Below are 26,419 nucleotides of genomic sequence, written 5' to 3'. Positions count from 1 at the left end.
GGTGTCTGCCGGGCTTTTTATACGCGTATCGAAAAGCCTGCTCTGAACCTTTGGCTTCAGCAGGGGACAAAGCTTGCCAGGCGCGTACGTGCCCCTCTCTCAGGACACCTATAGCCTTATGAAAGACCGAGCCACTGTCATCTGTAAACGCGACAACCAGATCCTGGGTGTACGCAAGGCCAAATCGCGCTGGAACCTGCCTGGTGGCAAGATCGAAGCCGGCGAGACCCCGCGACAGGCAGCCACGCGCGAACTGCGCGAAGAGACCGGACTGCGTGATTTGCGACTGCTGTACCTGAATGAGTTCACCGGTGAACAGGTGCGTCATTACGTGTTCGTGACTGACGTGCCCAAACATGACAAGCCCAGGCCCAGGAACGAAATCAGCGCCTGTAAATGGCTGGCGGACGAACAGTGGAGCGAACTGAAGGCCAGCGACACGACCAAATCGATCCTCAAGGCCTTTGCCCGCCAGGCCTGAGCAAACTGCCAACCGGCTCACACCCTGGGCGAACATTCGGGCCTTTTCGAGGTCTCTCTGGGTGAATCAGAACGCCTTCCCGAAGCCACGATGGACACCCTCATGAGCCTGATCGACTGCCCCGAATGCGCCGCCCGTGTTTCTGACAAGGCCTACGCCTGCCCGCACTGCGGCCACCCGATAAATCCAGCCGGCAATCGCCTGCTCAGCGAGAAAAATATCGGTCAGATCGCCGGCGCCACCGGCGTCTGGCTGACCGCGCCCTGGATCGCCCGGATGGTATTTGGCGTAGTGTTCGTGATTGCAGCGGCCGCCGTTCTGATCTTCAGATAGACCCGCGCATCAGACAGGCCCTGGAAAAAACCGGCCACAAAAAAAGGCGACCCTTTCGGGTCGCCTTTTTCTTACCGCCCAGCAGAGCGGATTTGTTTGGTAGGCGCGATTGGACTCGAACCAACGACCCCCACCATGTCAAGGTGGTGCTCTAACCAACTGAGCTACGTGCCTGCTGTGAGGCGGCATTCTACGGAATTTCAATTTTTATTGCCCTGCCACGTTTATGAGCCTTTTGAAGCCATGACAGACCACTGGCCGCCCTTGCATCTGCACGCAACGATCAGTACTCTGCGCGCCTCTTCCCACTCACCAGCAAACAGGAGATTGACCATGAAATACATCATCACCCTTTGCAGGACGAGCCAGGCGTAACGCTCCCTTCGCTTTCCCAGCGACATGCTTTGCCCGGCTGCGGCCTGCCCACCTGACTTTTTATTTTTCCAATCAGGAATTGGACATGGGCAATTGCATCCGCAATTTGTCGCCGGGCGTCTCTCTCATCGCCTCGGACGACACCTGGATCGAAGGAAAAGCGATCCAGCAACTTCAGACCACCGCACGCCTGCCAGGCATGCACCAGGTCGCCGGCATGCCGGACCTGCACCCGGGCCGGGGTTATCCGGTAGGCGCCGCCTTCTTTTCGACAGACCTGCTGTACCCGGCACTGGTCGGCAATGACATTGGCTGCGGCATGGCACTGTGGCAGACCGGCATCGCACTGGCGAAGCTGGACCTGGACAAGCTGGAAAAGCGCATCGGCAATATCGATCAGCCGCTTGATGACAACTGGACCGAAGCGCTTGAAGGCCTGGACACCACCGAACGCCATAGCGCCGGCACCATCGGCGGTGGCAACCATTTCGCCGAACTGCAGCAACTGGATACCCTCTACGACACCGCTGCCGTGCAAGCACTGGGGCTGGAGCGCAAGGCCTTGCTGCTGCTGGTGCACAGCGGCTCGCGCGGGTTGGGCGAACGTATCCTGCGCCAGCATATCGAGCGCTTTGGCCATGCCGGCATTGCCGCGGGCAGTCACGACGGCCAGGACTACCTGCAACAGCATGATCAGGCGCTGCGCTTTGCCGAGCGCAACCGGCAACTGATCGCCGAGCGCATCCTGCTTAACCTGCGCAGCGAGGGCCGACGGCTGCTGGACATCAACCACAACATGGTGCTGCCGGACACCGTCGAGGGCGTTGCCGGCTGGCTGCACCGCAAAGGGGCTACACCCGCCGATCAGGGGCCGGTGGTGATACCGGGTTCGCGCGGCGACTACAGCTACCTGGTCGCCGCCCACCCTTCGCCACTGTCACTCAACTCCCTGGCCCACGGGGCCGGGCGCAAATGGCAGCGCACCGACTGCAAGGATCGCCTGGCACAACGCTACAGCCTGGATCAGCTCAAGCGCACTGCGCTGGGCAGCCGGGTGATTTGTGAAGACAAGGCGCTGATGTATGAAGAAGCCCCCCAGGCCTATAAAAACATCGATTCGGTGGTCGGCAGCCTGGTCGACGCCGGACTGGTCACCCTGCTGGCGCGCCTGAAACCGGTACTGACCTACAAACGCCGGGGGTGCTGCGAATGATTCTGCTGCAATTGTCTTCGGCACAAGGACCGGCCGAATGCGAGCGCGCCGTGGCCAAGGCCCTGCAACGCCTGGAACATGAGGCCCGGGCCTGCGCGGTATCACTGAGTGTGGTCGAGCAACAGGCCGGCCAGCACGGCGGCACGCTGCGCTCGGTGCTGCTGTGCCTGGAGGGCGAGCAGGCGCAGGCCTTGGCCAGTCAATGGCACGGCAACCTGTGCTGGGTATGCGCCAGCCCATATCGCCCAGGTCATCGGCGCAAGAACTGGTACTTCGGAGCCGAGCACTTTTCTGCGCCGCAGACAGACCTGAGCACGGCGATTCGTTTTGAAACCACCCGCTCCGGCGGACCTGGTGGCCAGCACGTCAATACCACCGACTCTGCCGTACGCGCCACCCATGTGGCCAGCGGCATCACGGTCAAGGTACAAAGCGAGCGTAGCCAGCACGCCAACAAGCGCCTGGCCGTCATGCTGATCGGCCAGCGACTGCAAACCTTGCACAATGCCCGGCAAGCCGAGCTTAAAACGTCACGGCATCTGTCTCATCAGCGTGTCGAACGCGGCAATGCAGGCAGGCGCTTTGTCGGTGAGGACTTCATACCCGCATGAAACACGCAGGCCGCCGCCCTTTGGTGGCCTGCACACTTATTCAACTATCTCAGCTCTCGATCCGATTTCGCCCGCCCGCCTTGGCCCTGTACAGGGCACAGTCCGCCACCTCGACAATCGAAGGCGCACACAGCACTGCCTCATCCCCTGACATGCAGGCAATACCGATGCTCATGGTCACACGGCCACACGGGCTGGCGGCATGGGCGATACCGGCCTCGGCCAACGCCTGCTGCATCGCGGCAGCCAACTGGCGTGCCCCCTCAAGGTCAGTGTCCGGCAGGATGACCGCCAACTCTTCCCCGCCGTAGCGGGCCACCAGGTCCGAAGGGCGGCGCACACACCTCGCGACAGCAAGACTGACTGCCTGCAGGCACTCATCGCCTGCAACATGACCATAGGTGTCATTGAACAGCTTGAACAGGTCGATATCCATCAGGATCAGGCATAAAGAGGTGCCCGCCCGCTGGGCGCGCCTGGCCTCCAACGCCAGCGTCTCATCGAAACAGCGCCGGTTGGCCAGGCCCGTCAGTTGATCCTGCGCGGCCAGTTGCGCGAGCTTTTCATTGGCATCAAGCAATTGCTGGCGCGCCATCAGCAACTGGGACTGGGTCTCGATCCTGCGCTTGATGAGCCTGAACAGCACCCAACCGGTGCCAAGCGTGAACAGGATCAGGACAGCCAGGACCGTCAGCGACAACAGGGCTTCGAACCGCCAGTTGCGCAAAGCCTCCTTTTTGCCAAGCGCCACGGTAGTGATCAATGAAAAGTTTTCACTCTTGCGAAAGGTGTACAAGCGCTCGACGCCGTCCAGCGACGAAGTAAATGACGCCTTCCCCGAATCCCGACCCAGGAAATACTTCCTGAAGTCTGCCGATTGAGAAAAGTCCTTGCCCATGTCCTGCTCACGAAAGGGGTAGCGCACCAACAACTGGCCGTTGGCAAGCGTCAGGGAAATCGCGCCGTCATCACCCACATCGATCTTGCCGTACAGCTCAAGGAAGTTTCTGATTCCCAGGGTTGCCGCTACGACACCGGCGAAGTCACCGCGCTCGTCATCGACCCGGCGACTGATGGTGATCACCCACTCCTTGTTCGAGCGATGCTGTATGGGCGGACCGATGAAGATGTCCCGGGACGGGTCAGCGCGATGATGAGAAAAATAGACACGGTCGCTGCTGTTGAACCTGAGCACGCCGGGGCTGCTGGATGAGAGCAGCCAGTTGCCTTCCTTGTCATAGATGGTGAGGCCGCTCAGTTGCGGCATGGCACGGTGCTGAATCTGCAACAGACTTTGCAGCCGGCCAGACTGCGCCGGGCCGAAACCGTCGGTCTCGAGCCGCTCGACCATACCGTTAAGCAGCGTCGAGCTCTGGCGCATGATTCCTTCCGAATAGGTCACCAGCGCCTGCGTCAGATTGGCGCCATTGACACTGACATTGCTCAAGGCCCTCTCCCGCGCAGCCATGACCTTCCAGAACGTGATCAAGACCAATGAACAACATACGATCAATAAAAGCACAATGACGAGCTGAAGATCACGTTTCACTTGAACACCTGACAGCCCTTTCCAGTCCAATCTGCCGCGACCGCCCCTGAAAGGAGGCCTTGGTACTGTGAGCCAACCCTGGCCCGTCAGGGCGCATGGTAGCACTGGCGCAGATAATAGCCGTATGCCACAACGGTAAAATCAATGACTTGGGAAGGGTATTGGATGAAGTGTCTTATTACTCCCCGACAAAGGGTGGCGCACCCCACCCGCAGCAGGAGCCCCATGACCACACCCTCAACACTGTGCATCTACCACGCCCATTGCGCCGACGGTTTCGGTGCCGCCTGGGTGGTGTGCCGCAGGCTTGGCTCCGATGTCGAGTGCTACGCCGCCAGTCATGGCGAACCGGCTCCCGACGCTTCTGGAAAACATGTCGTGATCGTGGACTTTGCCTATTCCTTCGACGTCCTGACCACGATGGCCAGTACAGCGTTGTCGGTTCTGGTCATTGATCATCACAAGACTGCCCAAGCCGAACTGGCCAATGTCGCGCCAGCCCCTGAGCACTGGCAGCAAGTACCCTTGACAGGACTGCACGCGGTATTCGACATGAACCGCTCAGGCGCCGGCCTGACCTGGGATTACTATTTCAAAGGCACGCCGCGCCCGGACCTTATCAACCATATCGAAGATCGCGACCTATGGCGCTTCACGCTCGAAGGCACGCGGGAAATCACGGCAGCACTGTTCAGCCATCCGCACGATTTCGAGCGCTGGGATGAACTCATGACGACGCCGGTCAGCGCGTTGCATAGAGAAGGCGTGGCGATCGAGCGCAGCCGGCAGAAAGAACTGGCGGGCCTATTGCGCGCCACCCGGCGCCGGATGGTGATAGAGGGATTCGACGTACCGGCCGCCAACCTGCCATTTACGCATGCCAGCGATGCCGGACACCTGATGTGCACCGGTGAGCCTTTTGCTGCCGTCTACTGGGACACACCCAAAGGCCGCTCATTCTCTTTGCGCAGCACTGATGCAGGCGAGGACGTGGCCGCCATCGCCGAACGGTTCGGCGGCGGCGGGCATCGCAATGCGGCGGGCTTCAGTGTGCCGTATGGGCATGAGCTGACGCTGTACCTGAACGGCATCTGAGGTGGGAGATTTACAATAACCGGCAATAAAAAAGGGAGATCATTTCTGATCTCCCTTCCCAGCCCGCGCACTGCGCGGGTTTTGTCTGGTAGGCACGATTGGACTCGAACCAACGACCCCCACCATGTCAAGGTGGTGCTCTAACCAACTGAGCTACGTGCCTGCTGTGAGGCGGCATTCTACGGAATTTCAAGCCACTGAATTCGAAAAGTTTTTGCAGGTTCTGCGTTTTGCATCCTTGAGGATCTCGGGTAGGATCGCCACTATTCGTCAAGAATTTTAAACGGAGCATCCGCATGGCGAGCATGGCCTACCCCCAGTCGTATTACGCAGCCTCAGCCAACCCGGTGCCTGAGCGCCCTGCCCTGCAAGGCGATATCGACACCGATGTGTGCATCATCGGTGCCGGCTATACCGGGCTTTCCAGCGCGTTGTTTCTGCTTGAGCACGGGTTCAAGGTGACGGTGCTGGAAGCGGCGAAAGTCGGTTTTGGCGCCTCGGGGCGCAATGGCGGGCAGATCGTCAACAGCTACAGCCGCGACATCGATGTGATCGAACGCAGCGTGGGTGCGGATCAGGCGCAGTTGCTCGGGCACATGGCTTTCGAAGGCGCGCGCATCATTCGCGAGCGCATTTCGCGCTACGCCATCCAGTGCGACCTGAAAGACGGCGGTGTGTTCGCAGCCTTGAACGCCCGGCAGATGGGCCACCTGGAAGCGCAAAAACGCCTGTGGGAGCGTTACGGCCATACTCAGTTGCAACTGCTGGACACCGCGCGCATGCGCGAGGTGGTGCAGTGCGACCCGTATGTGGGCGGCATGCTGGACATGAGCGGCGGGCATATCCATCCGTTGAACCTGGCCTTGGGCGAGGCCGCTGCAGTGGAGTCGCTGGGCGGCGTCATCCATGAGCAGTCGCCGGCCATTCGCATCGACCGCGGTGCCACGCCGGTGGTGCATACGGCGCAAGGCCGGGTACGGGCACGCTTCGTGATCGTGGCGGGCAATGCCTACCTGGGCAATCTGGTGCCGGAGCTGGCGGCCAAGTCCATGCCGTGCGGCACCCAGGTGATTGCCACGGCGCCGCTGGGCGATGAACTGGCCCGCACGCTGCTGCCCCAGGATTACTGCGTCGAAGACTGCAACTACCTGCTGGACTATTACCGCCTGACTGCCGACAAGCGCCTGATCTTCGGCGGTGGCGTGGTGTATGGCGCGCGCGATCCTGCCAATATCGAGGCGATCATCCGGCCGAAAATGCTCAAGGTCTTCCCGCAACTCAAGGACGTGAAGATCGATTACGCCTGGACCGGCAACTTCCTGCTGACCCTGTCGCGCCTGCCCCAGGTCGGCCGCCTGGGCGACAACATCTATTATTCCCAGGGATGCAGCGGGCATGGTGTGACCTATACGCACCTGGCCGGCAAGGTGCTGGCCGAAGCACTGCGCGGCCAGGCCGAACGCTTCGACGCCTTTGCCAACCTGCCGCATTATCCGTTCCCGGGCGGACAACTGTTGCGCACGCCCTTTACTGCGCTGGGTGCCTGGTATTACAGCCTGCGGGATAGGCTGGGGTTCTGAACACCAGACCCTAGGCTCTGTACGTAAAGTGGCTGCGCTCGGCCATGCGGCGTTAAAAAGCGACTCGCAATGCTCATTGACACATGTCAACTGCGCTTGCTCGCCGCTTTTTGCCTTACCTGACCTTCGCTCACCGACTTTTCGTACAGAGCCTAACGGCCGATGGTCCTGACCGCTTCACCGGCCGCCTGCTCCTGACCGGCCCTGGCCAGTGCCTCGGCCGCCTGCAGCCAGCGCTGGCGATCAACGTTGGCGGGCAACTGGCGAGGCCCCTGGACCAGCACCGCCCAATGGCCGGCGCTCTCCCAGGCCGAAGCGAAACTGTCAAACTTCATCAACAGCCGGCGGTTCATGCCGGCCTGCAGCAACATCCCGTCGCGGTAACGGTCATAACCGACCAATACCGCATAGCGCGGCTCTTTCCAGAACGCCGACCCTTCAGTAAAACGCAGCAGCACCGGATAACCGGCGGCTACCTGCGCCTTCAGGTCGCGCACCTGATCACTCAGCGGGTAGACCACAAAGCCGTATTCACGCGCCACGCGCTGCAGGTTCTGTTCAAGCTGCGCTTCGGCACCGGGCAATTGCAGGTTTTTTTCCAGCAACCCCGGCGTGGTGCCCATGTTCTGGTGCGCCAGCATCGTGGCCAGGGCACCGGGGCCGCTCTGGAAGGCATTGCCACGAAAGAACGGCATCGAGGTGAGTTCGACCCGGTCGGGCAGCCCCTGCGGGTCAGGTGGCAGCGCGTGCAGCGTACGCGACGACGAACAACCGCCCATGACCGCCAGCATGGCAACCGCCAGCACAACCGTGACGGCTCTGGACGCAAATGATACCGGCAACATGTTCCCTCACTTGATCGAACGCCAGGCGACCTCTGACCTGGCGGGAATGCCGATCATAGAGCGGTGCAAGCCGCCGGTATAGCCCAAGGGTCTGTCACTTGGCCTGCATAGACCAAAACGGTCGAAGCGCGTGACCACTTGTCAAGCCGGCGAAACACCCCCCGGTCTAGACTGTCGGTTACTAAGACTGCAACAGATTGCAGCTGTGGAGGTGTACTCATGAACCTGGAAATGACCATTGTGATGCTGATCGCTGCCTGGCTGGCCGTTGCCTGCGCCATGTTGTGGGGTGTGATGCGCATTGCTCGTCGTCATCACCCTCATCCCACCCAGACCGCGCCTGCCGCCCGACCGCAAAAACCGGCCAGGCCCTGCAAGACCCGACCGGCCACCGCACACTGAATCTTTATACGCCCTCATGCAAAACGGCCGGCCCCATGACAGGACCGACCGTTTTTTTGCTTCAAGCCTTGGCGTGTGTCAGCCCGGCCGTTGCTGCAACCCTGATCAGGCCGCTGCGGATTTCTTGCGCTTGGAACGACGCGCCAGCATGTTCAGCACCTCGATCAGGGCCGAGAAAGCCATCGCCGCGTACACATAGCCTTTAGGCACATGGGCACCAAAGCCTTCGGCGATCAGCGTCATGCCGATCATGATCAGGAAACCCAGCGCCAGCATCACGACACTTGGATTGTCATTGATGAACTTGGCCAGCGGGTCAGCCGCTACCAGCATCACCACGACCGCAGCCACGACCGCAATGATCATGATCGGCAAGTGCTCGGTCATGCCCACGGCGGTGATGATGCTGTCGATGGAGAACACCAGGTCGAGCATCAGGATCTGTGCAATCGCCGCGCCCATGCTCAGGGTCACCTTGGAGCCGACCGTGTCTTCCTTGTCGTGCGCCTCATCCATGCTGTGGTGGATTTCCGTGGTCGCTTTCCAGACCAGGAACAGGCCACCGGCGATCAGGATCATGTCCTTCCAGGAGAACGTCTGCCCCAACAGTTCAATGACAGGTTCCGTCAACTGCACGATCCAGGCCACGGTGCTGAGCAGGCCCAGGCGCATGATCAGCGCCATGCCGATACCCAGTCGACGGGCCTTGGGACGTTGATGCTCAGGCAGCTTGTTGGTCAGGATCGAGATAAAGATCAGGTTGTCGATGCCCAGCACGACCTCCATCACCACCAGTGTTGCCAGCGCCACCCAGGCCGCCGGACTTGCCGCAAGTTCCAACAGGTATTCCATATGTATGTCCCGAATAAGCCAAGGTTAATAACGTCAGATTTCCTGCCCGGCCTGAGTGCCGGATTCTTTTGGCTTTGCCGCAGGCTCTGCGACCGACAGCTCTTGCCGAGCCTCTTCCAGCGCCTCGGTGGCCGCCTTGTGAGTGTCGTCGATCGCCTGCTTGGCGGAACTGGCCGCCGTGTCGAGCATCTGCTTGCCGGTTGTTTCAACCTGGTCGCAGCCACTCATTACAACCACAGAACATGTCAACAATAATGCAGCATAGATGGGGTGCTTCATGGCTTCCTCGTTCATCAGGGCCGACCGCGTGAGCGGCATGGCGATGAGGAAGCATTCTAGAGACCTTGTAACATCAGGAAAATTCGCATTTTTAAGGTGTATACTTCGGTTTTTACGAAGTGTTACAAGTCCATGCTCAATTACCGTCAATTACATTATTTCTGGGTGGTAGCCCGGACTGGCAGCATCGTACGCGCTTGCGAGCAATTAAGCCTTACGGCGCAGACCATCAGCGGGCAGATCAGCCTGCTGGAACAGACCCTGGGCGTCGACCTGTTTCAGCGCGTGGGTCGCCAACTGGAGCTGACCGAGGCGGGACGCCTGGCCCTGCCCTACGCCGAGCAGATGTTCCAGCTGGGCAACGAACTGGAAACCGTGCTGCGCTCGCGGCCTGACGAGCAGCAGATCCTGTTTCGCATCGGTGTGGCCGACGTGGTGCCCAAGTCCATCGTCTACCGGCTTATCGCGCCGACCATGGAACTGAGCGAGCCGGTGCGCATCACCTGCCGCGAAGACAAGCTGGAGCGCCTGCTGGCCGACCTCGCCATCCAGCGTCTGGACATGGTCGTCTCCGACAGCCCCATGCCCCCGCACCTGGACATCCGCGGCTACAGCCAGAAACTGGGCGAATGCGGCATCAGCTTCTTTGCCACCGAAGAAGTCGCCCAACGCCTGCACCCCGATTTCCCCCAGGCCTTAAACGATGCCCCGCTGTTGATTCCGGGCCAGGACACTGTGGTACGCGGGCGACTGATGCGCTGGTTCGCCGAGCAAAAGCTGCGGCCGCGCATCATTGGCGAATTCGACGACAGTGCGTTGATGAAAGCGTTTGGCCAGTCCGGCAGCGGTGTATTCGTGGCCCCCAGCGTGATCGCTGACGAAGTCCAGGCCCAGTATGGCGTGCGCCTGATCGGTCAGACCGATGCGGTGACCGAATCGTTCTATGCCATCACCGTCGAGCGCAAGGTGCGCCACCCCGGCGTCGTGGCGATTACCGAAGGGGCACGCAACAAGCTGTTCAGCGAATGATCAGGCCATGGCCGGCCCGTTGACCCTCATCATGCCCAGCGCCAGCAGGATCGCCAGCACGATGATGCCGGCCGCTGACAAAGAACGATGGACAACATTCCACAACGACGCGCCTTATCGCGGCATGGGCGATAAAGCACAGAATGAACAGGACACGAGGGTGGGGTTTATACAGCTGGAACGCGCCGCACGATTATAGACGTCCGGGCGAGCCGTTCGTTGCGACTTTTTGCCCGGCAATACGTTGCCCACTGGTAATAATCCGCGCCAGACCCTAGGCTGGCGGCCTGCCATCGCTCAGGGAGTACAGCATGTCCGATACCCTCGAAACCCCTCAAGCCTCTCAAGGCCTGCAACTGGACAGCAGCCAGGTCCGGGTGCTCGGTTGCCTGATCGAGAAAAAGGCCACCAACCCGGAAACCTACCCGCTGACCCTCAATGCGCTGATGCTGGCCTGCAACCAGAAAACCAGCCGCGACCCGGTCATGAACCTGACCCAGGGCCAGATCGGCCAGAGCCTGCGCAGCCTGGAAAACCTCGGCCTGGCGCGCCTGGTGATGGGCAGTCGCGCCGATCGCTGGGAACACCGGGCCGACAAGCACCTTGAACTGGTGCCAGCGCAGCTGATCCTGACCGGCCTGTTGCTGCTGCGCGGCCCGCAGACCGTCAACGAACTGCTGACCCGCAGCAACCGCATGCACGACTTCGAAGACGCCGAACAGGTCGTGCACCAGCTCGACCGCCTGATCGCCCGTGGCCTGGCTTCACAGCTGCCACGCCAGAGCGGCCAGCGCGAAGATCGCTACATGCATGCAATGGGCAGCGAGCAGGACCTGCAGGCCCTGCTGGTCAACCGTCAGCAAGCCCCGGAGCGCCATGCGCCGCCGCCGTCGTCCGAGCGCCTGGACGAGCTGGAGGCGCGCATTGCCGCCCTGGAAGAACGACTGGCGCAGTTGGAGGGCTGACCTCAAACCGCCCGGGCAAAGGCCGCCGCACGCTGGTACTGCTCCTCGGTGGGGCGCACGCCGGTGTACAGCACGAACTGCTCCAGCGCCTGGATCGCGGCCACCTGGTCACCGCTGATCAGCTGTTTGCCGAGCCGGCGCCCGGCCTGGATCAACGGGGTCTCGGCCGGCGTGGCCACCACATCGAACAGGGTCTGGGCAGCCTCGATGGCCGCCAGGTCAAAGGCCAGTTCATCAGCCTGCGGCCCGGTCATGCCCAGCGGCGTGACATTGACCAGCAAGGGCGGCCGCTCATCGCCCAGCTCAGGCTGCCAGCGCAACCCGCAGGCGTCGGCCAGGCGCCGTCCGGCCGCTTCGTTACGGGCCACGATCAACCCCTCGGTAAAGCCGGCATCGCGCATGGCACAGGCCACGGCCTTGGCCATGCCGCCACTGCCGCGCAGGGCGAATGGCGTGCGCGGCACGGCGTGGGCATCGAGCAACTGCGCCACGGCGATGTAGTCGGTGTTGTAGGCCTTGAGATGACCGCCCGTGTTGACGATGGTGTTGATCGAGTCGATGGCCGCTGCCGAGGCATCCAGCTCATCGACCAGGGCGATGCACGCTTCCTTGAATGGCATCGAAACCCCACAGCCGCGTATGCCCAGGGCGCGCATGCCGGTGACCGCGCCAGCCAGGTCGTTGGGGGCAAATGCCTTGTAATAGAAATCCAGGCCCAGCTCGCGGTACAGGTGGTTGTGGAAGCGAACCCCGAAGTGGCCGGGACGGGCGGCAAGCGACATGCACAACAGCGTGTCCTTGCTGGCAGTGACGGGCATGTAAATCTCCTGAACGGTATTGGCTAAAATCGGTATGACAAGCGTACACTCGCACCCATCAGACGAAGCTGAAAACGGTATGTCGCGAAGGCTCCTACCTTACACAAACTTTACCCACGCGCTTCGCAGATCTGATCAAAACCGCTGTCTTAGCATTAACCCCGTAGCCGCACCGCAGCCGGTGCCACGCGATAACGGGTCGAAAGCCGAGGAACACCATCATGATTCGTCATTTACCCAAGATTGCCTTGTTCATAGGCGCCCTGGCCCTGGCAGGCCAGGCCAGTGCCGGTGGTCGTAATTGGGGAGGCCCGGCGATCGTAGGCGCCATCGTGGGCGCCGCCGTCGTCGGAGCGGCCGTGTCTTCGGGTCGTGACCGCGACCGCACGGTGTATGTCGAGCGCGAGCCTGTGTACATCGAGCGCCAGCCTGTCTATGTGCAGGAACCGCGCACCGTGTATTACGCCCCGCCGCCACCGCCGGTCTACTACCGCCCGGCCTATGAAGTGGTCGAGCGCTACCCCGGCCCGCCGCCTGGCTACTACCATCGCTATGGCCCACCGCCACAACCGGTGTACTACGGCCATCCGCGCCGCTGGTAAACAAAAAGACCCTGCCCGTGCGGCGGGGTTTTTTTGGCCTGGCCGCGACCGGCGGGGCCATTTTTTGCACCAACGCACAGTCTGGTGCCAAAACCCCTGCCTCCATCAATGACCACTATCGAAAAGGTTGATTTCTCGGTGCCATCAGTGTTCAGTAGAGTGGCCAGCATGAATCGATGGAGGCCATCATGAACGAAGTACACATCATGTCTGTGGTTGGCAGTGCCGTACCCGGCGCGCTCAGAGCGCAAGGCCTGCTGGCCTGCTGGTACCTGATACGCGACGGCGAGCCGATTGGCGGGCCATTCACCTCACGCCCTCAGGCACAGGCCATTTCCGAACAACTCGAGGCACCCAGGCTCAACAGCTGAGCCATCAGGAACGTTCGGCGATCACCACGATCAACTGGCAGCGCTGGGTCAGTTTCTGCAGGCGCCGCTCCAGTGCCATGTACTCGGTGCGATCAGTGCGGCCGCTGTCGAGCTCCTCGATCAGATTATTGGCCACCTGACGCAACTCATGGGCGACCACGATCCGGTCATCGTTCAAGTCCTCCTTGTGCGACTCGAATACCCGGTGCAGGTAATCCTGCAAGGTGAACTTCAAGCGGTGCCGGTCATTGGCACGCAAGTGCGGCAGGTTCAGGCTGATCCGTCCGTGCATTTCGCTCAGCTCACCGCACAGGTACTGAATGCGCCGGGCATAACCGACATCACGGATGCGCTGCAGTCGTGCGGCTTCACGGGCTTCCTGCTGGCGCTGGATGGCCGGTACCGCCACCGCCAGCAACAGCCCCACGGTCACGGCCATCGCCTGCACCCAACCCGCCCAGTCCACAGGCTTGATGAAAAAGCCCGCACCCAGCATCAGGACAACAATGGCCAGTGCCACGATTACCAGCATCGCATAATCCTTGCCGATCAACCCCTTGGGCATTACCTGACTCCTTGCAACAGTGATATTCATTAGAGGTACCCGATAGGGCTGGGATGCTAATCGCTGTCGGCATTCGATACCACGACTATCGAAAAACAGCGCGTTAAAACAGCCTGCCCACTTAACCGTGTCTGAATAAGGCCATTATTGTTCGATTAAAGGACGAAATGCCCGTGCGCCCCCATCGACGCCGGTAAGACCGCCTCCTAAAATGCCCACTTTATTTTCTGTTTCCGTGCACCTGCGCACATTCATCGAGTGAGCTTACTTGAATATTCGTCATACGCTTCTGGGCCTTTTTCTTGCACTCACCGGCCCGCTGCTTGGCAACCCGGTCCTGGCCAATGAATCGGCCGTCCTGGCACGCGACCCGGCCAATCTTCACCTGGCCTCCGGCAGTACCATGGTCGTCGACCTGCAAAGCAATAAAGTGCTCTATTCCAACAATCCGGATGTGATTGTGCCCATTGCCTCGGTCACCAAGTTGATGACCGCCATGGTGGTCATCGATGCCCGACAATCGATGGACGAAGTCATACCGGTGGATATTTCCCACACGGCCGAAATGAAAGGCGTGTTTTCCCGGGTCAAGCTCGGCAGCCAGCTCAGTCGCCGCGACATGCTGCTGATTACCCTGATGTCGTCGGAGAACCGCGCCGCCGCCAGCCTGGCCCACAGCTATCCAGGGGGTTATCCGGCGTTCATCCTGGCGATGAATGCCAAGGCGCGTGCACTGGGCATGAAGCACACCGCCTATGTCGAGCCTACCGGCCTGTCGGTCTACAACGTCTCGACCGCACGCGACCTCACCAAACTGCTGCTTGAAGCGCGCAAATACCCGCTGCTCAGCGAACTGAGCGCCACCGAAGAAAAGACCGTGCGCTTTACCAAGCCCACTTACACCCTGGGCTTTCGCAACACCGACCATCTGGTGCACCGTGAAAACTGGGATATTCGCCTGACCAAGACCGGCTTCACCAACCAGGCCGGGCATTGCCTGGTGCTGCTGACCAATATGGCCAAGCGCCCGGTGTCGGTGGTGATCCTCGATGCCTTCGGCAAGCAGACCCACTTTGCCGACGCCAGCCGCCTGCGCAAATGGCTGGAAACCGGCCAGAGTGGCCCGGTGCCGGAAGTGGCCCTGCAATACAAGAAGGACAAGAACCTGGCCCTGCGCCAGAACGGCCTGCAACAGGCCAAGGAATAGCCGCAGACGCAGCCTGGCGATCCGCCGCAATCTCACCTTGCAGGAGCTGCTTTAACTGCGAAGAGGGCACGAATGTGCAGCCTTCTTCGCGGCTTAAGCCGCTCCTGCGACGTGATGCCGATCAGTTAAGCCAGTTTTCACCTTTTTGCGTCTGACACTCAATTAATGTGACCCTGAGTTTCAGACCTGGCACCAGACTGTGGACTGTGAGAGGCGGCTTGCCGGCGATGGCGATGGGACAGGCGCAGCAGGCGTATGGGCCTTGCTGGCCTCATCATCGGATCACCGCCCGAAGCAGAGCCCCCTCCCCTAATAAACCGCGTCAGCCTTGACCGGCATGATGAGGCCGATCAATTGAACTGCGTCACCAGCTTGGTATTGAGGTACGCCTCGATGGCTTCGATACCGCCTTCGGAGCCATAGCCCGAGTCCTTGATGCCGCCAAACGGTATTTCCGGCAGGCCGATGCCCTGATGGTTGATCGACAGCATACCCGCTTCGATGCCATGGCTCAGGGCCTGGGCTGTCTTCATCGAGGTGGTGAAGGCATAGGACGCCAGCCCGAACGGCACGCGGTTGGATTCGGCAATCGCCTCTTCCAGCGTATCGAACGGCACCAGCAAGGCCACCGGGCCAAAGGGCTCGTCATTCATGATGCGCATGGCCGGCGTCAGGCCGCTCAGCACGGTCGGCTCGAAGAACCAGCCCTCGCCCGCGACCGCGTTGCCCCCGGTCTCGACCTTGGCACCCGCACTGACGGCGTCTTCGACCAGGTCACGCAAGGCCGGCACACGGCGTTCGTTAGCCAGCGGCCCCATCTGGGTGTCGGCCTCCAGGCCATGCCCCACCTTGATTTCGCGGGTCAGCCCGACGAACTGCTCGGTAAAGGCCTGCAACACCGAACGCTGCACCAGAATGCGCGTAGGCGAGACACACACCTGCCCGGCGTTGCGAAACTTCGCGGTGGCCAGGGTGCGTGCCGCCAGGTTCAGGTCGGCGTCTTCGAACACCAGGGCCGGCGCATGGCCGCCCAGCTCCATGGTGGCACGCTTCATGTGCTGGCCGGCCAGCGCTGCCAATTGCTTGCCGACCGGGGTGGAGCCGGTGAACGTGACCTTGCGGATCACCGGGTGCGGGATCAGGTAACCCGAAATCTGCGCCGGATCGCCATACACCAGGCCGATCACACCCGCTGGTACGCCGGCATCATGAAAGGCCCGGATCAGTTCGGCCGGGGACGCCGGGGTTTCTTCCGGGGCCTTGATGATGATCGAGCAGCCGGCGGCCAGCGCCGAGGACAGCTTGCGCACCACCTGGTTGATGGGGAAGTTCCAGGGCGTGAACGCCGCCACCGGGCCCACCGGTTCCTTGATCACCTTCTGTTCAATATTGGCGCCACGCGACGGCACCAGGCGTCCATAGCTGCGCCGGGCTTCCTCGGCCAGCCAGTCGATGATGTCGGCGGCCGACAGCGCCTCGGCGCGAGCCTCGGCCACCGGCTTGCCCTGCTCCTGAGTCATGATGCGGGCAATCGAATCGGCGCGCTCGCGCACCAGCACCGCCGCCTTGCGCATGATCTTGTAGCGCTCGAAGGCCGACACCGCTCGCCAGGTCGCAAAGCCATGCTCGGCGGCTGCCAGCGCGTCATCCAGGTCACTGATGTCGGCATGGGCCACCTGACCGATGATCTGGCCGGTGCCCGGATCCAGGACCGGCTGGGTGCGACCATCGTGGGCGGCGCGCCATTGACCGTTGATATAAAGCTGTACGTCAGGGTACATCGCAAATCTCCAGTGGCAGTCAGACAGTAAAACAGAGGGCCACTATTGAGTGGCCCTCGTCAAGCAGATCAGTGCACAACCCCGACTAAAGAATCGGCTTGCCCCCGGTGACGCCGAAGCGCTCGCCCGACAGGTAGCTGCCTTCGTCACTGGCCAGCAACACATACAGCGGTGCCACTTCCACCGGCTGGCCGGGACGGCCCAGCGGGGTGTTGCTGCCGAACTGGGACACTTCATCCTCGGGCATGGTGGCCACGATCAACGGCGTCCAGATCGGGCCGGGCGCGACGCTGTTGACGCGAATGCCCCGCTCGCCCAGCAACTGCGCCAGCCCGCCGGTAAAGTTGGCAATCGCGCCCTTGGTGGTGGCGTACGGCAGCAGGGTCGGCTTGGGCATGTCCGAGTTGACCGAACTGGTGTTGATGATCGACCCGCCCTTGGGCATGTGCGGCACGGCGGCCTGGCAGATGCGGAAGATCGCGGTGATATTGATATCGAAGGTGCGCACCCATTCTTCATCAGGGATGTCTTCGAAGCGCTCGTGAGTCATCTGGAACGCGGCGTTGTTGACCAGCACATCGATGCGGCCGAACTCATCGACGGTCTTCTGCACGGTTTCCTGGCACACGGCCTTGCTGGCCAGGTCGCCGGGCAGCAGCAAGCACTGGCGGCCGGCCTGCTTGACCCAGCGTGCGGTTTCTTCAGCGTCTTCATGCTCATCAAGGTAGGCAATCGCCACATCGGCGCCTTCGCGGGCAAAGGCAATGGCCACGGCGCGACCGATGCCGCTGTCAGCGCCGGTGATCAGCGCGATCTTGTTCTGCAAGCGGCCGGAGCCGGTGTAGCTTTCTTCGCCGCAGTCCGGGTACGGGTCCATCTTGCCTTGCTTGCCAGGCACCGGCTGGCTCTGCTTGGGGAAAGGCGGACGAGGATAATCAGTCATCGAATTTCTCCTGAGTAGTAAGGACGTGACCTCTTTGTGGCCTCGTGCGCAGGCGCATTGTTCAACGCAATTTCGTGCAACCCTGACGAATGGTCAGCGTGCGTTTTGCGCCGTGACGATCTGCAGCGGCACCCGGATGCAGTGCGCGTCCGGGCAAAACACGTCGGTGTCCTGAAGCTGCACCAGCACCTTGATCAAGGCCCGGGCCAGCAAGGCCGGTTGCGAATCGATCACCACCCGCACCAGCCCGTCGGCCAGCGCCTCGCGTGACAGCGGCGTCGACTCCAGTACGATGCTGCACAGTCCGGGTTGCGGTGGCAGTTGCGCCAGGGCCTTGATAATGCCGTCGCCACCGCCGCCGACCACGCACAGCCCGCGCAGGTCATCGTGCCGTGCCAGCAGCTCCAGAGTGGCCTCTTCGGTGATGTCGCTGTTGTCCATGTTCATCACGGCCTCAAGCAGGCGCAACCCGGGGGCGTGCGCGGCCAGGTCGTCGCGCAGCCCATCGATACGGGCCTGATGCCCCAGAAAGCGATGCCCGCCCAGCAGCACCCCGACGCTGCCATGGGCATGGCCACAGGTGTGCCGCACCAGCCAGCCCATGGTGCGGCCGACTTCATGGTTATCGAGCCCGACATAGGGTCCCTCCGGCTCCTGGTGAATGTCCGAGAGCAGGGTCACCACCGGCACGCCGGCGGCGCGCACCTGAACGATGGCCTGGTTGATCAGCGGATGGGCAAACGTCACTACTGCCACGCCGTCGTACTGCACGGCCAACTGTTCGATCTGCGCGGCGATCACCGCCGGGGTGCGGTCGTGGATGTAATCGAAGTGGCAGCTCAGGCTGGCCTGGCCTTGTTCACGGGCCGCGTCGGTGATGGCCGCCGCCAGGTTGGCGTAGAAGGCCTGCGCCGTGCCCAGCAGCAGGATGCCGAAGCGATAATGCGGGCGACGCTCGCGAATGCGCTGCCCAATCAGGCGCGCGGCAAAATAGCCCACGGCCTCGGCGGCCTGGAATACCTGCTCGGCGGTGTGTTCGCTCACCGGCGCCCGTGCATTGAGCACCCGGTCGACGGTGGCGACACTCAGACCGGCGTGGGCGGCCACTGTAGCGATGGTCGGGCGTTTGCTTTTCTTGTCCACGGTTCTGACGATCCCTTGTTCTTGGGTTTATAAGGCTTACTGAGAACAGGCGCCTCTGTTGCGCCTGTACCGCCGCATTCGCCAGCAGAGCTGCCTCCCACAGTCTGATGCCAGGCACGAGACCTTGGGCGACATCAATCCAGGCGATGAGGCCAGTAAGGCCCATACATCTGCTGCGCCGGTCCCATAGCCATCGCCGGCAAGCCGCCTCCCACAGTCCGGTGTCAGTTCTGAAATTCAGGACCATATCAAACCTGCGGGAGGCTGCTCTGCTGCAGGCGGCGATCCGGCGCTGAGGCCAGCAAGACCAACACACCTGCTGCGCCTGTCCCATAGCCATCGCCAGCAAGCCGCCTCCCACAGTCCGGTGTCAGGCACGAAATCCTGGACGACATCAATCCGGTGGGAGGCGGCTTGCCGGCGATGAGGCCCGCAAGACCAATACACCTGCGGTGCCTGTCCCACGGTCATCGCCAGCAAGCTGCCTCCCGCAGGCCTGCATCAAGGCTTGACTGATCGGCATCAGGCCTATTGAGCAGATGATAGAAAACCATCATGGCCCTTGGTGCAGCGATGATAGCTTGATAGAGAATCCCTTCAAGCCATTGAGCCCCTTCTACCTGCGCCCTACTCTTTTCTCCAGTAAAGCGACGCCCTTGATCGCGTGTCCATCGTTTGCGGAGAACAAGAACAATGCCTGAAGCCCTTTCACGCAATTACGACCTCACCGGCCCTGAAGCGGCACTGGCTGCCGAGAAAGGCCTGGTCTCGGCCACCTGGCACCAGACCCCCATCCCGCGCAAGCACCTCAAGGAATTGATGCAACGCAGTGACGGCCCGGCGCTGCGCGACACCGCCATCTGGCTGGTGGCACTGGTGCTGTCTGCCTTTGGCGGCTACTGGTTCTGGGGCACCTGGGCCTGCGTGCCGTTCTTTTTTGTCTACGGCCTGCTGTACGGCACCGCCTCCAATGCGCGCTGGCACGAGACCGGGCATGGCACGGCGTTCAAGACCCGCTGGATGAACGATGCGGTCTATCAGGTGGCCAGCTTCATGACCCTGTTCGAGCCCCATGTCTGGCGCTGGAGCCATGCCCGGCATCATACCGACACCATTGTCGTCGGTCGCGATCCGGAAATCGTCGAGCCACGCCCACCTCGCCTGGGCAAGATGCTCCTGAGCCTGATCGGCATCCCGCAGACCCTCGGCACCCTGCGCTCGCTGCTGCGCCATGCCGCCGGCCGGGCCACAGCGCAGGAACTGGACTTCATTCCGGCTTCGGAGCTGCCCAAGGTGTATTTCACCGCCCGGATCTGGCTGGCGATTCTGGCGGCCACCACGGCACTGGCCCTGTACCTGGGCACCTGGCTGCCACTGATGTTCATCGGCCTGCCGACCCTCTATGGGGCATGGCTGTCGTACCTGTTCGGCGTATCGCAGCACGTCGGGCTGGCCGAGGACACCCTCGATCATCGCAGCAACTGCCGCACCATCCGCATGAATCCTGTGCTGCGCTTCTTGTACCTGAACATGAACTACCACCTGGAACACCACATGTTCCCCATGGTGCCTTACCACGCCTTGCCGCAACTGCACGAAGCAATCAAACACGACTGCCCGCCCCCTTACCCCAGCCTGCTGCAGGCGTACCGGGAAATCCTGCCGACGCTGTGGAAACAGCGCAAAGATCCGGCGTACTTCGTGCGGCGTCCACCACCGGTCGGTACCTGCATGCCTGACGACGCCGGCCAGCCTGTGGCCCAGGCCTGATGCCTGTCCCTTGATTCCAACAACAAGAGCCCTCGCCATGACCGAGCTGATGAATGCCCGCTTGATTGACCTTTGCCCTGCAACAGACTGGATAGATGTGTGCGCCGTGGACGACATCGATGAAGAAGACGTGCTGCGCTTCGACCACGCCCAGCGCACCTACGCCATCTACCGCTCGGCCGACAGTGCGTTCTTTGCCACCGACGGCCTGTGCAGCCATGAGGCGATCCATCTGGCCGACGGCCTGGTGATGGACCATGTCATTGAATGCCCCAAGCACAACGGGCGTTTCGACTACCGCACCGGCAAGGCCCTGGGCGCGCCGGTGTGCGTCAACCTCAAGACTTACCCGGTGCGCATCGAGGCAGGCCGCGTGCAACTGGCCACAGAAGCGTAAAAGCATCCGCTGCTGCACAACCCTCTATCCGAGAGTACTGCCATGATCTCTGACACTGCACCCATGATCATCATCGGCGCCGGGCATGCCGGTGGCCGGGCGGCGCTGACCCTGCGCGCCGAAGGCTATACCGGCCCGCTGATACTGATTGGCGATGAACCCCACCTGCCCTATGAACGCCCGCCATTGTCCAAGGGCCTGCTGCAAGGCCAGGTGACGCTTGGGGATTTCAGCCTGTGCCAGGCGGCGCAATTGACCGAACTGGGTATCCAGCACCTGAGCGGCCAGCGTGTGGTGCGCCTGGCGCCGGCGCAGCATCGCCTGCACCTGGCCGATGGCCGGGTACTCGACTACCAGCGCTTGCTGCTGGCCACCGGCGGCCAGGTGCGACGCCTGGCGCAAGTGCCGGCACATTTTGCCAACGTGCTGTACCTGCGCACCCATGAGGATGCCGAGCGCCTGCGCGAGCAATTGCTCCCGGGCGCCCGCGTGGTCATCGTCGGCGGCGGTTTTATCGGTCTGGAGGTGGCCGCCAGCGCCCGTCAGGCCGGGTGCACGGTGACCCTGCTCGAAGCCGGTCCACGGCTGGCCGGGCGCGTGGTGTCACCCAGGCTGTCCGCAGCGCTGCTGTATCTGCACCGTGAGCATGGCGTCGAGGTGCATCTTGATACCGGTTTGCAGGACGTTTCGGGCCAACAGCAGGTCGAACGGGTGCAACTGGCCGACGGCACATGGCTGCCCTGCGATGTGCTGGTGGTGGGCATCGGCATCCAGCCGGCGGTGGAACTGGCACGCGAGGCCGGCCTGGACGTGGGCCAGGGCATCCGTGTCGATGAATGCCTGCGCGCCAGTGCCCCGGACATGTTCGTGGCCGGGGATGCCTGCGAGTTTCGCCTGCACCCGGCGGGCGACTTTCAGCGCCAGGAAACCTGGCGCAACGCCGAGGACCAAGGCCGTCATGCGGCGTTGAACATGTTGGGGGCCGACCAGCCGTTCCGGGGCGTGCCGTACTTCTGGTCCGATCAGTACGACTGGAGCCTGCAAAGCGTCGGCAGCCCGCACGCCGGCACACCCTCGGCCCAGCGCGACCTGCCCGCTGGCGGTTTTCTGCAGTTCTACCTGGATGCCGATCAATGCCTGCAAGGCGCCAGTGGCTGGGCAAACGGCAACGCTATCGCCAAGGATATCAAGCTCTGCGAACGGCTGATCAGCGCCCGCGTGCCGCTAGACCATGAGGCACTGGCCGACCCAGGCGTCGCCCTCAAACACCTGCTCAGGACAGCCCATGCGTGAATTTCTGGTATTCCAATCCTTGTGGGCCATGCAGGATCATCGTGGCCAGAACGCACTGCCGGTCGAGGCACAACTGGAGCGCATTGCTGCCGCCGGCTTCGATGGCTTTACCGATCACTTCTGGATGCCCGCCCCTGTCCAGCGCCTGTCAGCGGCCGCCAAGGCGCTGGGCCTGCAGATTGAAGGACAGCTGTTTCCGCGCACACGTGACGACCTGGCCCGGGCGCTGGACGTCATTGCCCCGCACGGTTGCCATCACCTGACCCTGCAGGCCGATGTGCGTGCGCACACGCTGGGCGAGGCGGTGAGCCTGGTTGAAAGCTGGTTGCGCCTGGCCGAGCAGGTGGACTTTCCGGTGTTGCTGGAAACCCACCGCTACCGGATCACCAACGACCTGCCCTTCACCCTCGACCTGCTGCGCGAACTGCCCGACCTCAAGCTGCTGGCCGACCTGTCGCACTATGTGGCCGGGCGCGAGATTCCGGTGCCACTGGCGGCCGACGACCAGCAGCAACTGCACGCGATCCTGGCCCGCAGCTGGGGCTTTCATGGTCGGGTGGCCAGCTGCGAACAGGTGCAGGTCGGGCTGCAGTTTGCGCAGCACCGACCCTACGTCGAGATGTTTCTCGACTTGTGGCAGCACGGTATCCAAGACTGGCTGGCCAGGCCGGCCAGCGCCGGCACCAGCCTGTCGTTCACCTGCGAACTCGGCCCGCCACCCTATGCCATCACCGATGCCGACGGCCTGGAACTGACCGACCGCTGGGATGAGTCCTTGCAACTCAAGGACTGGATCCGCCAGGTGTGGGCGCAGTGCACAACGGCTACCAACTGACCCCCGCCAGCGAAACCTGCGCAGGCCATTGTTTGTCGTGAATTTGATCGTCGATAAAATCAGTCAGTCAATTTGTGCTTGAGAGGCTGCTTACCGATTACGCCGCCTCATCCCCCGGCATCGGATCGAAGCTGTCGGCGCGGGCAGCCCGCCACATGCGCTCGTAGAACTCGCCCCGGACCTGATCGGCCAGCAACTCGCCGGGCTTGAGAAACACATGCATCTGTGAGAACAGCTTGACCTCGGTGGCCGACATGCGCCGCACCAAGTGGCGTGCCGTCAGTTGCGAAGGGTGGGTCAGGCCGGCGGCGGCGAGCATCTCGGCCAGGGCTTTCAAGGTACTGCGATGAAAGTTGTAGACCCGCGTGGCCTTGTCTTCGACCACCAGGGCGCGCTGGCGCAGCGGGTCTTGCGTGGCCACGCCGGTGGGGCACTTGTTGGTGTGGCACGACTGCGACTGAATGCAGCCGATCGCAAACATGAAGCCGCGCGCGGCGTTGGCCCAGTCGGCGCCAATGGCCAGCAGGCTGGCGATATCGAAGGCGCTGATCACCTTGCCACTGGCGCCCAGCTTGATCTTGTCGCGCAGGTTGATGCCCACCAGGGTGTTATGCACGAACAGCAAGCCTTCGCGCATCGGCACGCCCAGGTGGTCGGTGAACTCCACCGGCGCCGCCCCTGTCCCGCCTTCGGCACCGTCGATGACGATAAAGTCTGGCAGAATGCCCGTCTCCAGCATTGCCTTGGCGATGCCCATGAACTCCCATGGATGACCCAGGCACAGCTTGAAGCCCACCGGCTTGCCGCCGGACAGCTCACGCAGGCGGGCCACGAACTGCATCAGTTGCAGCGGGGTATTGAAAGCGCTGTGGCACGACGGCGAGATGCAGTCTTCCCCCATCGGCACGCCACGGGTGCTGGCGATTTCCTGGGTGACCTTGTGCTTGGGCAGGATGCCGCCGTGGCCGGGCTTGGCGCCCTGGCTCAGCTTGATCTCGATCATTTTCACTTGCGGATCACTGGCCTGCAGGGCGAACTTTTCAGGGTCGAAATGCCCATCGGCGGTGCGACAACCAAAATAGCCGCTGCCCAGCTCCCAGGTCAGGTCGCCACCGTGTTCGCGGTGATAAGGGCTGATGCTGCCCTCCCCGGTGTCATGGGCAAAATGCCCCATTTTCGCGCCCTTGTTCAGCGCCCGGATGGCATTGGCACTGAGCGAGCCGAAGCTCATCGCCGAGATATTGAACACCGACGCCGAGTACGGCTGGGTGCACTGCGGTCCGCCGATGTCGACCCTGAAGTGTTCAGGGTCGTTCAAGGGCGCCGGGCGCATGGAATGGCTGATGAATTCGTAGCCGGTCTCATAGACATTCATCAAGGTGCCGAACGGCTTGTCCGAGGCTTCGCTCTTGGCCCGCGAGTACACCAGCGCGCGCTGGGCGCGGGAAAACGGCGTCGCTTCGGAATCGGCTTCCAGCAGGTACTGGCGAATCTCCGGGCGAATGCCTTCGATCAGGTAGCGGATATTGCCCAGGATCGGGTAGTTGCGGCGCACCGCATGACGCGACTGCAACAGGTCGAACACCCCCAGCAGGCTCAAGGCGCCCACGACCAGGGTGAAGGGCCAGAGCCACTCGTGATGCAGCACGAACGGCAACGTGGCTATCGTGAACAGCACACAACCGACGAAAAAGGCGTAGCGGCTCAGCAAAGACAGACTCATGGAATTTCCTTATGGCATGGCACGGTCATGGCAACATACCTGCAAATGGAGGGTGTCTGCATGTACACGAGGCTCACGCCCACAGGTTTTATGTCAGCCTGCATTCGCGACCGTTGGTCGCTCCCACACTAATTGCGTGTCAAACCCCTGCTCAGCGCACGACACAAACCCCGTAGGAGCGACCAGCGGTCGCGAAAGAACTGGCATATTCAACATCGTCGGTAACTGAACCCTGCATTCGCGACCGTTGGTCGCTCCTGCGATAATTGCGTGCCGCCCCCTATCTCAGGCACTTTCCGGCACGTCGATCTGGATCGGCAGCAGGCAGCTGTCCGATTCATCAGGCACCTTGATCGCGGCCTGCACCAGACGGTTGATGGTCGCCTGTGCCAGCGCTTCGATCGGGTGCGACAGCACGGCGTCGACCACGCCTTCACGCAGGGCCGCCCGGGTAAGCGGGGTCAGGTCGTGACAAACCACCACCGGCCGTACAGCCTGCCGGGCCTTGCACTCGCGCAAGGCCTTGATCACCCCCTCGATGCCGCCGCCGCCCACGTACAGCCCGGCCAGGCCAGGCTCACTGGTCAGTAAATCCAGCGTGCCGGCATAGGCAAAGGCCGCGTCTTCCAGGGTCAGGCGCGTGGCCAGCAGCTCCCAGTCGGGACCTTGCTCGGTCATGCACGAGCGAAAACTCAACTCGCACAACTCCTGGCATTGAAAACGCTGGGTGCCAACCATCACCGCCACGGCGCCGGGCTGCCGGGCCAGACGGGTGATGAACCAGGCGGCTGTGCGACCCATGCGCCGGTTATCGACCCCCACATACCCGGCGCCCGCCGCCGCGCTCAATTGCGAAACCATGGCAATCACCGGCAGGCCGGCGGCGCGCAGGTGTGCCACCGCTGCCGCCACAGCCGGGTGGTCGGCGGCGACCACGCCCAAGGCATCGATTTCATGTTGCAGGGCCAGAATGCGCTCGGCCGTGGCGGCCGGGTCCAGATCGTCAATGTAGCCGACCATCACCCGCACCTGGGCGCGCACGCTGGCGGCAGCGGCATCGGTCAGCGCCTTGGCCAGCCCCTGATAGAACGCCACCCCACGCTTTTGCAGCAACAGGCCGATGCGCACCACCGGCCGGTGCTGCAACAGGCGCTGCTCAATCACATTACGCCCGTAAAAGCCCAGTTGCGCAGCCGCCTCGGCAATGCGCTGGGCAGTGTCGGCGCGGACATTGGCGCGCAGGCTCATGACCCGGTCGACCGTGGACACGCTGACCCCGGCCGCCCTGGCGACATCTTCCAGCGTGGCACGACGGGCCGGTAAAGGCGGCTCTGACATGAAATGACATCTCTTGACGGCTGT

General features: G+C 62.2%; 27 protein-coding genes and 2 tRNA genes. 16 read left to right on the top strand and 13 right to left on the bottom strand.

Translation table 11 applies throughout. The features are described 5' to 3' along the window. The first annotated feature begins 118 nt into the window (after positions 1 to 118). The gene (locus tag ASF84_RS15945; RefSeq protein ID WP_056839791.1) at positions 119 to 481 is read left to right on the top strand and encodes an NUDIX hydrolase; all 363 of its coding nucleotides are present in this window, start codon (positions 119 to 121) and stop codon (positions 479 to 481) included. 102 nt (positions 482 to 583) lie between these two features. Continuing rightward, positions 584 to 814, top strand: a complete 231-nt coding sequence (locus ASF84_RS15940) for a zinc-ribbon domain-containing protein (protein ID WP_056839790.1) — start codon at positions 584 to 586, stop codon at positions 812 to 814. A 97-nt stretch (positions 815 to 911) separates the two neighbouring features. Here ASF84_RS15940 and ASF84_RS15935 read toward each other — a convergent pair. Continuing rightward, positions 912 to 988, bottom strand: a tRNA-Val gene (locus tag ASF84_RS15935). A 286-nt stretch (positions 989 to 1,274) separates the two neighbouring features. Between ASF84_RS15935 and ASF84_RS15930 the strand changes: the two genes are divergently transcribed. Beyond that, complete coding sequence (locus tag ASF84_RS15930; protein WP_056839789.1) at positions 1,275 to 2,402, top strand: RNA ligase RtcB family protein; 1,128 nt, start codon at positions 1,275 to 1,277, stop codon at positions 2,400 to 2,402. Continuing rightward, positions 2,399 to 3,013: a peptide chain release factor H gene (gene prfH, locus ASF84_RS15925; RefSeq protein ID WP_056839788.1), complete on the top strand. Its 615-nt coding sequence runs from the start codon at positions 2,399 to 2,401 to the stop codon at positions 3,011 to 3,013. The genes ASF84_RS15930 and prfH overlap by 4 nt, the downstream gene beginning before the upstream one ends. A 49-nt stretch (positions 3,014 to 3,062) precedes the next feature. On the opposite strand, the gene ASF84_RS15920 is transcribed toward prfH, so the two are convergent. Next, positions 3,063 to 4,562, bottom strand: a complete 1,500-nt coding sequence (locus tag ASF84_RS15920) for a GGDEF domain-containing protein (RefSeq protein ID WP_056839787.1) — start codon at positions 4,560 to 4,562, stop codon at positions 3,063 to 3,065. A 225-nt stretch (positions 4,563 to 4,787) separates the two neighbouring features. Here ASF84_RS15920 and ASF84_RS15915 point away from each other — a divergent pair, with 225 nt between their 5' ends. Continuing rightward, positions 4,788 to 5,657: a DHH family phosphoesterase gene (locus tag ASF84_RS15915; RefSeq protein ID WP_056839786.1), complete on the top strand. Its 870-nt coding sequence runs from the start codon at positions 4,788 to 4,790 to the stop codon at positions 5,655 to 5,657. Between the two features lie 86 nt (positions 5,658 to 5,743). On the opposite strand, the gene ASF84_RS15910 is transcribed toward ASF84_RS15915, so the two are convergent. Next, a tRNA-Val gene (locus ASF84_RS15910) sits at positions 5,744 to 5,820 on the bottom strand. Between the two features lie 133 nt (positions 5,821 to 5,953). Between ASF84_RS15910 and ASF84_RS15905 the strand changes: the two genes are divergently transcribed. Beyond that, the gene (locus ASF84_RS15905; protein WP_056839785.1) at positions 5,954 to 7,237 is read left to right on the top strand and encodes an NAD(P)/FAD-dependent oxidoreductase; all 1,284 of its coding nucleotides are present in this window, start codon (positions 5,954 to 5,956) and stop codon (positions 7,235 to 7,237) included. 152 nt (positions 7,238 to 7,389) lie between these two features. Here the strand turns inward: ASF84_RS15905 and ASF84_RS15900 are convergent, their stop codons facing one another. Then, a complete protein-coding gene (locus ASF84_RS15900; protein WP_056839784.1) occupies positions 7,390 to 8,082 on the bottom strand; it encodes a hypothetical protein in 693 nt (230 codons plus the stop codon). Positions 8,083 to 8,301: 219 nt separating this feature from the next. Between ASF84_RS15900 and ASF84_RS15895 the strand changes: the two genes are divergently transcribed. Further along, positions 8,302 to 8,484: a hypothetical protein gene (locus tag ASF84_RS15895; protein ID WP_056839783.1), complete on the top strand. Its 183-nt coding sequence runs from the start codon at positions 8,302 to 8,304 to the stop codon at positions 8,482 to 8,484. A gap of 105 nt (positions 8,485 to 8,589) precedes the next feature. Here ASF84_RS15895 and ASF84_RS15890 read toward each other — a convergent pair whose 3' ends face one another. Beyond that, positions 8,590 to 9,336, bottom strand: coding sequence for a TerC family protein (locus tag ASF84_RS15890; protein WP_056839782.1), 747 nt, complete (start codon positions 9,334 to 9,336; stop codon positions 8,590 to 8,592). Between the two features lie 33 nt (positions 9,337 to 9,369). Then, a complete protein-coding gene (locus tag ASF84_RS15885) occupies positions 9,370 to 9,615 on the bottom strand; it encodes a hypothetical protein (RefSeq protein WP_056840168.1) in 246 nt (81 codons plus the stop codon). Between the two features lie 132 nt (positions 9,616 to 9,747). On the opposite strand from ASF84_RS15885, the gene nhaR reads away from it, so the two are divergent. Together nhaR and ASF84_RS15875 are read left to right on the top strand one after the other, a co-directional pair. Further along, on the top strand, positions 9,748 to 10,644 hold the full coding sequence (gene nhaR / locus ASF84_RS15880) for a transcriptional activator NhaR (RefSeq protein ID WP_056839781.1): 897 nt from the start codon (positions 9,748 to 9,750) through the stop codon (positions 10,642 to 10,644). Positions 10,645 to 10,955: 311 nt separating this feature from the next. Further along, on the top strand, positions 10,956 to 11,609 hold the full coding sequence (locus tag ASF84_RS15875) for a YceH family protein (protein WP_056839780.1): 654 nt from the start codon (positions 10,956 to 10,958) through the stop codon (positions 11,607 to 11,609). A gap of 2 nt (positions 11,610 to 11,611) precedes the next feature. Here the strand turns inward: ASF84_RS15875 and ASF84_RS15870 are convergent, their stop codons facing one another. Then, entirely contained in the window at positions 11,612 to 12,427 is an 816-nt protein-coding gene (locus tag ASF84_RS15870; RefSeq protein WP_056839779.1) for a shikimate 5-dehydrogenase, read from the bottom strand. Positions 12,428 to 12,648: 221 nt separating this feature from the next. On the opposite strand from ASF84_RS15870, the gene ASF84_RS15865 reads away from it, so the two are divergent. Next, positions 12,649 to 13,029: a hypothetical protein gene (locus tag ASF84_RS15865; RefSeq protein WP_056839778.1), complete on the top strand. Its 381-nt coding sequence runs from the start codon at positions 12,649 to 12,651 to the stop codon at positions 13,027 to 13,029. 188 nt (positions 13,030 to 13,217) lie between these two features. Next, positions 13,218 to 13,400 carry a hypothetical protein gene (locus tag ASF84_RS15860; protein WP_056840167.1) on the top strand — a complete coding sequence of 61 codons (183 nt, stop codon included), beginning with the start codon at positions 13,218 to 13,220 and terminating at the stop codon, positions 13,398 to 13,400. A gap of 4 nt (positions 13,401 to 13,404) precedes the next feature. On the opposite strand, the gene ASF84_RS15855 is transcribed toward ASF84_RS15860, so the two are convergent. Then, on the bottom strand, positions 13,405 to 13,965 hold the full coding sequence (locus ASF84_RS15855) for a hypothetical protein (RefSeq protein ID WP_056839777.1): 561 nt from the start codon (positions 13,963 to 13,965) through the stop codon (positions 13,405 to 13,407). A gap of 268 nt (positions 13,966 to 14,233) precedes the next feature. Between ASF84_RS15855 and pbpG the strand changes: the two genes are divergently transcribed. Further along, a complete protein-coding gene (pbpG, locus tag ASF84_RS15850) occupies positions 14,234 to 15,172 on the top strand; it encodes a D-alanyl-D-alanine endopeptidase (protein ID WP_056839776.1) in 939 nt (312 codons plus the stop codon). A gap of 350 nt (positions 15,173 to 15,522) precedes the next feature. Here the strand turns inward: pbpG and ASF84_RS15845 are convergent, their stop codons facing one another. The 3 genes from ASF84_RS15845 to ASF84_RS15835 all read right to left on the bottom strand — a co-directional run bounded on the left by ASF84_RS15845 (position 15,523) and on the right by ASF84_RS15835 (position 19,039). Next, a complete protein-coding gene (locus tag ASF84_RS15845) occupies positions 15,523 to 16,953 on the bottom strand; it encodes an NAD-dependent succinate-semialdehyde dehydrogenase (RefSeq protein ID WP_056839775.1) in 1,431 nt (476 codons plus the stop codon). Positions 16,954 to 17,038: 85 nt separating this feature from the next. Beyond that, entirely contained in the window at positions 17,039 to 17,896 is an 858-nt protein-coding gene (locus ASF84_RS15840; protein ID WP_056839774.1) for an SDR family oxidoreductase, read from the bottom strand. 93 nt (positions 17,897 to 17,989) lie between these two features. Continuing rightward, complete coding sequence (locus ASF84_RS15835) at positions 17,990 to 19,039, bottom strand: LacI family DNA-binding transcriptional regulator (RefSeq protein ID WP_056839773.1); 1,050 nt, start codon at positions 19,037 to 19,039, stop codon at positions 17,990 to 17,992. A gap of 693 nt (positions 19,040 to 19,732) precedes the next feature. On the opposite strand from ASF84_RS15835, the gene ASF84_RS15830 reads away from it, so the two are divergent. The 4 genes from ASF84_RS15830 to ASF84_RS15815 are packed head-to-tail and all read left to right on the top strand — an operon-like array spanning position 19,733 to position 23,334. Next, the gene (locus ASF84_RS15830; RefSeq protein WP_056839772.1) at positions 19,733 to 20,809 is read left to right on the top strand and encodes a fatty acid desaturase family protein; all 1,077 of its coding nucleotides are present in this window, start codon (positions 19,733 to 19,735) and stop codon (positions 20,807 to 20,809) included. A 37-nt stretch (positions 20,810 to 20,846) separates the two neighbouring features. Beyond that, positions 20,847 to 21,206: a MocE family 2Fe-2S type ferredoxin gene (locus tag ASF84_RS15825; protein ID WP_236709432.1), complete on the top strand. Its 360-nt coding sequence runs from the start codon at positions 20,847 to 20,849 to the stop codon at positions 21,204 to 21,206. Between the two features lie 42 nt (positions 21,207 to 21,248). Further along, entirely contained in the window at positions 21,249 to 22,499 is a 1,251-nt protein-coding gene (locus ASF84_RS15820) for an NAD(P)/FAD-dependent oxidoreductase (protein ID WP_056839771.1), read from the top strand. After that, positions 22,492 to 23,334: a sugar phosphate isomerase/epimerase family protein gene (locus tag ASF84_RS15815; protein WP_056839770.1), complete on the top strand. Its 843-nt coding sequence runs from the start codon at positions 22,492 to 22,494 to the stop codon at positions 23,332 to 23,334. Before ASF84_RS15820 ends, ASF84_RS15815 begins: the two co-directional genes overlap by 8 nt. Before the next feature lie 97 nt (positions 23,335 to 23,431). On the opposite strand, the gene ASF84_RS15810 is transcribed toward ASF84_RS15815, so the two are convergent. After that, positions 23,432 to 25,057 carry an FMN-binding glutamate synthase family protein gene (locus tag ASF84_RS15810; protein ID WP_056839769.1) on the bottom strand — a complete coding sequence of 542 codons (1,626 nt, stop codon included), beginning with the start codon at positions 25,055 to 25,057 and terminating at the stop codon, positions 23,432 to 23,434. Between the two features lie 285 nt (positions 25,058 to 25,342). Continuing rightward, positions 25,343 to 26,395 (bottom strand): LacI family DNA-binding transcriptional regulator, encoded by a 1,053-nt coding sequence (locus ASF84_RS15805; RefSeq protein ID WP_156684256.1) that lies wholly within the window; start codon positions 26,393 to 26,395, stop codon positions 25,343 to 25,345. Positions 26,396 to 26,419 lie beyond the last annotated feature (24 nt).

It is taken from the genome of Pseudomonas sp. Leaf127, assembly GCF_001423155.1.
GTDB lineage: Bacteria > Pseudomonadota > Gammaproteobacteria > Pseudomonadales > Pseudomonadaceae > Aquipseudomonas > Aquipseudomonas ovata.
The sequence above is the reverse complement of the archived record's forward strand: the minus strand, read 5'-3'. Positions and strand labels throughout refer to the sequence as shown.